4 protein-coding genes are annotated in these 4,283 nt (G+C 57.2%); 1 reads left to right on the plus strand and 3 read right to left on the minus strand.

Annotated features, from left to right (window positions below):
- A partial coding sequence (locus tag ERD80_RS19605) for a thiamine pyrophosphate-dependent enzyme (protein ID WP_248295881.1) occupies positions 1 to 723 on the plus strand: 723 nt, incomplete at its 5' end.
- A gap of 82 nt (positions 724 to 805) precedes the next feature.
- On the opposite strand, the gene ERD80_RS19610 is transcribed toward ERD80_RS19605, so the two are convergent.
- The 3 genes from ERD80_RS19610 to ERD80_RS19620 form a co-directional block, all read right to left on the minus strand.
- Positions 806 to 2,458 (minus strand): methyl-accepting chemotaxis protein, encoded by a 1,653-nt coding sequence (locus ERD80_RS19610; RefSeq protein ID WP_248295882.1) that lies wholly within the window; start codon positions 2,456 to 2,458, stop codon positions 806 to 808.
- Between the two features lie 156 nt (positions 2,459 to 2,614).
- A complete protein-coding gene (locus tag ERD80_RS19615; RefSeq protein WP_072208995.1) occupies positions 2,615 to 3,625 on the minus strand; it encodes a helix-turn-helix domain-containing protein in 1,011 nt (336 codons plus the stop codon).
- A gap of 271 nt (positions 3,626 to 3,896) precedes the next feature.
- The coding region (locus ERD80_RS19620; protein WP_136548193.1) for an FAD-dependent oxidoreductase at positions 3,897 to 4,283 on the minus strand (387 nt) is incomplete at its 5' end.

The raw sequence follows: 4,283 nt of genomic DNA on the forward strand, positions 1-4,283 counted from the left end.
CTGGTGGGCGATATCGCCGGGACAGTGCGCAAAATCGCCGCGCAAATCACGTCACCGCTGCAGCTCAGCGACGCTGCCGCTAGCATTCTGCAGGATCGTCAGCAACAGCGTCAGCTGCTGGCGATGCAGGGTGCCAGCCTCGATCAGTTCGCCCTGCATCCGCTGCGTATCGTCCGGGCGATGCAGGACATCATTAACAGTGACGTCAGCCTGACGGTCGACATGGGCAGTTTTCATATCTGGATTGCCCGTTACCTCTACAGCTTCCGGGCACGGCAAATCATGATTTCCAACGGGCAGCAAACCATGGGCGTGGCGCTGCCGTGGGCGATTGGCGCCTGGCTGGTCGATCCGTCCCGTAAAGTGGTTTCGGTGTCGGGCGACGGCGGCTTTCTGCAATCCAGCATGGAGCTGGAAACCGCCGTCAGGTTAAAGGCCAATATTCTGCACATCATCTGGGTCGACAATGGCTATAACATGGTGGCGATTCAGGAAGAGAAGAAATACCAGCGCGTGTCCGGTGTGAACTTCGGGCCGGTGGATTTCAAAGCTTACGCGCAGGCGTTTGGTGCCGCTGGATTTTCGGTGAACAGCGCAGCTGAACTGGAACCCACGTTGCGGCGGGCGATGGAGGTGGAAGGACCGGCTGTGGTGGCCATCCCGGTAGATTACAGCGATAACCCGCTGTTGATGGGGCAGCTACATCTCAGCCAGCTGCTGTGAGCGGAGGCGAAGCCGGACCGGCCGTCAACGTCACGGCGGTCCGGAATAATGCGCTATTTAGCGCCAGGCTGGCCGGATGGGGTTAAAAGCTCTGCCAGTCCGCGTCCATGCCGTGCCCGGCGGCCACGGGTACAGCAGCCGGACGTTTCAGCGCGGAGACCGTTTTCGGGCGCTCAGCAGGTCGCGCGGACCCGGCCAGTGAAAACTGATTCACCAGGCCGGACAGAGTTTGCGCCTGATCCTGCAATGACGCGGATGCGGCAGAAGCCTCCTCTACCAGCGCCGCATTCTGCTGCGTGACATCATCCATCTGATTAATCGCCAGGTGTACCTGCGAGATGCCGGTGTTTTGCTCTTCGGCGGCGGCAGCGATTTCGCTTACCAGGTCATTCACCTGACGGAACGCGGTTTTCAGTCCGGCCATGTTCTCTTCCACCGCTTCGGCCTGTACCGCACCAGATTCCACCAGGCTGTAGGAGGTATCAATAAGCTGTTTGATCTCCCTGGCTGCCTGGGTCGAACGCTGCGAGAGGTTGCGCACTTCACCCGCGACCACCGCAAAGCCCTTTCCGTGTTCGCCGGCGCGCGCCGCTTCGACGGCAGCGTTAAGCGCCAGAATATTGGTCTGGAAGGCAATGCCTTCGATCAGCGTGACAATTTCGGTGATTTTTTTCGAGCTGGAGCGGATCTCCGCCATGGTGCTGAGCATATTGCCCAGCGACACCGCGCTGGCGTCTGAAAGTTCTGTCGCGTTACCGGCCAGACGATTAGCCTGCCGGGTATTGTCGGCCGTCTGACGCACGGTTTCGCTCAGTTCCGCCATACTGGCCGCCGTCTGTTCCAGCGAGGCGGCCTGCTGTTCCGTCCGCGAGGAGAGATCCTCGTTGCCGGCGGCGATTTGTGCCGACGCCGAACTGACGGCGTGAGAAGCGGTACTGACCTGCGCCAGCGCGCTGCCAACCCGGTCAAGCAGCTGGTTAAAGGCGCGGGCCATATTGCCGACTTCGTCTTTTTTGCTGTCATCGGCGGTGACGCTCAGGTCAAGGCTGCTGCCAACGTGATCCATCACCTGACCAATCGCTTTCAGGCTCTGACGAATGCGCACCAGAGTTAACGCGGTGAGCGTACCCAGTAACAGCAGTGTCACCGCGACGCCGGCACTCAAACCCCAGAATGTGCGGTGATAGATCTCCTGGTTGACCACACGCAAGCCGTCACCCAGCGACAAATTAAGCGCCATCTGCTGGCGATAATCATTTTTTAACTGGCTGATGGCGCCGCCAATACCGCTTTCGGCTTCCAGCATGCCGAGCGTGACGTCATCCTGATGAGCATGTGAAGCAGCAAGAAACGCCGGCAACCGCGACTCCACCAGCCGCAGCGTCGCCAGGCCTTTAATGGTGATCTGCTTGTCTTCGTCGCTGGAGATATCATTGGCTAAATAATATTCTGCCAGCGTTTTAATATCGGCCAGGCGCTGGGCGATCTCTTTCTCGACCGGCGGCATGCGCGCATTGTCAGTCTGGCTTTGATGCTTATATAGCGACAGAGAGAGTTTATTACTGCGATCGATCAGCTCGGATAAATCGCGAATAGAAGGAATTGCGTTAGCCTGTACGTATTCAAAACGGTCCTGAAAACCGCCCAGCAGTCGCACAGAAATAATACCCGTCACCACCAGTGAAGCTGAGAGCAAAATGAAAGCCAGGGTAAGTCTTTGAGTAATATTCATCATCTGTTTACCTGGAAAAAAGTTTAAAAGGAAGAACACAACAACTCAGCGTTAATCGGCATCACATCACAAAAGGTTATTTCAAAAATTATGAATAAATTAACTTCTCAGGATCATTAATTTTGAAGTAATTAAATAACTTTCAAAATGCGTTGCGTATTATTTTGCGCTAATTACCTGCTTCTTACGGTGGGCTATCCACTCACGATACTGGGCCGGCGTCATCGCCATCACCTGATGGAAGGCTTTACGAAAGGCGGTGTCTTCGCTGTAACCGCACTGCAAGGCGGTCTGACGCACGCTGACGTCGGTGCTGGCCAGAATGGTACAGGCCAGTTCAATGCGGATGCGGGTAATAAACTCTTTTGGCGTTTCCTGCGACAGGGCTTTCATTCTGCGCTGCAGGGTGCGCCCGGTAACGTTCAGTGCGACTGCCAGCTGCGCGGCATTGATGGCGGGATTTTCCAGGCGGATGATCTCCTGCGCCCGCACCAGAAACGGCGTGCTGCTTTTCCCCGTACCCGGCGAGCCGGGAAGGTGGGTGTGCAGCACAGGGTTATCGGCCAGCGACATCTCCCGGGTAAGGTCCGCCACCGCCTTGCCGGCGCTTTTTTCAATGATATACAGGGCCAGCGATATCCACGAAAAACAGCCACCGCTGGTAATGACGCGATCGTCTTCCTCCAGCGTCTTGCCTTTCGCCAGTCGCGCCTGTGGATAGCGCGCCTGCAGCATATGGCTGACCCACCAGGTGGTGGTAAAGGAACGGTCATTCAGCAAACCCGCCTCGCCGAGGATCACGCCACCGGTGCCCGCAGCAGCCACCCAGACACCCTGCTGATAGAGTTTGTTAAACCAGCCAGCAGCCTGACGGATACTGTCGAGGTTGATCGGTTGCAGGTCGGGCCCCAGCAACATGCCGGGCGCAATCACCACATCAACCGCACCGGCCCCCTGAAATGAGCTGTCGATGTGAATCAGGCGGCCTTCCGTATCCCACACCGGATCCCCGTTGGCGCTGACAATCAGCGTTTCAAAAGCTTTATCGGGAAAGCGTGCGGCGTGCACGGGGGAAGAGGCAATCGCTTTATTGGTTATCCAGAAAAGGTCGGTCATTCCGGCAACGGCGGACAGTACGCTGCCTTCCAGGGCGAGTATGGCGATACGCATAAGGGGTTTCCTGTGTTCAGATTGTCGTGATTTGCGTGAAAAATGTGACATTTTCCGCCGCTGAAGCTTTATGGCCTCAATAGCGGACTCTTATTTTATCTGGCCCTGGCGGTTGTCATCGGAAAAGAAACCGGCAATACGCGGATATCAGACCAGCAGGGAAGCGGAAAGGGCGCGTGGACGAGGCGATGGGATTGGGCAAAGTCGCGGTGTGTGACAGACAACAGGGCGTGTAGCCAGCGCCACTTTCTTCGTGGCGCTGGTGCTGACGTTAGCTGAATCTTTCCGGGCGGAAGGTCGCCAGCATCGGGTGTTTAACGCCGGTGAGTATCTCCTGCGTCAGTATCTCACCGAGGATCAACGCCAGCGTGGCGCCGGAATGGGTGAAGACAACAAAACAGCCGGGAACCTGCTGCAACTCACCGACCACCGGTTCGCCATCGCCAGGAATCGGCTTGAGACCGATTTTCCAGCTATCGGCTTTCAGCGGCGCGCCGTCAGCGATCAGGTTACCCGCTTCCGCCATCAGCTGGTTAATGACTGCGGTATCAATGCTGTACTGCCCGTCGGCCTGCGCGACGATGTGCTCTTCATACCAGTCATGATCGATGGCGATGGTGTTGCCGGGATTAGGCCGGACCGCCGCGCGCGGCGTATT

Source organism: Pantoea sp. R102 (assembly GCF_004916815.1).
Classification (GTDB): domain Bacteria; phylum Pseudomonadota; class Gammaproteobacteria; order Enterobacterales; family Enterobacteriaceae; genus Pantoea; species Pantoea dispersa.

Excerpts from the sequence above, each read along its gene's own strand:
- ERD80_RS19615 (WP_072208995.1), bottom strand. The coding sequence starts at position 3,625 with ATGCGTATCGCCATACTCGCCCTGGAAGGCAGCGTACTGTCCGCCGTT.
- ERD80_RS19610 (WP_248295882.1), bottom strand. The coding sequence starts at position 2,458 with ATGATGAATATTACTCAAAGACTTACCCTGGCTTTCATTTTGCTCTCA.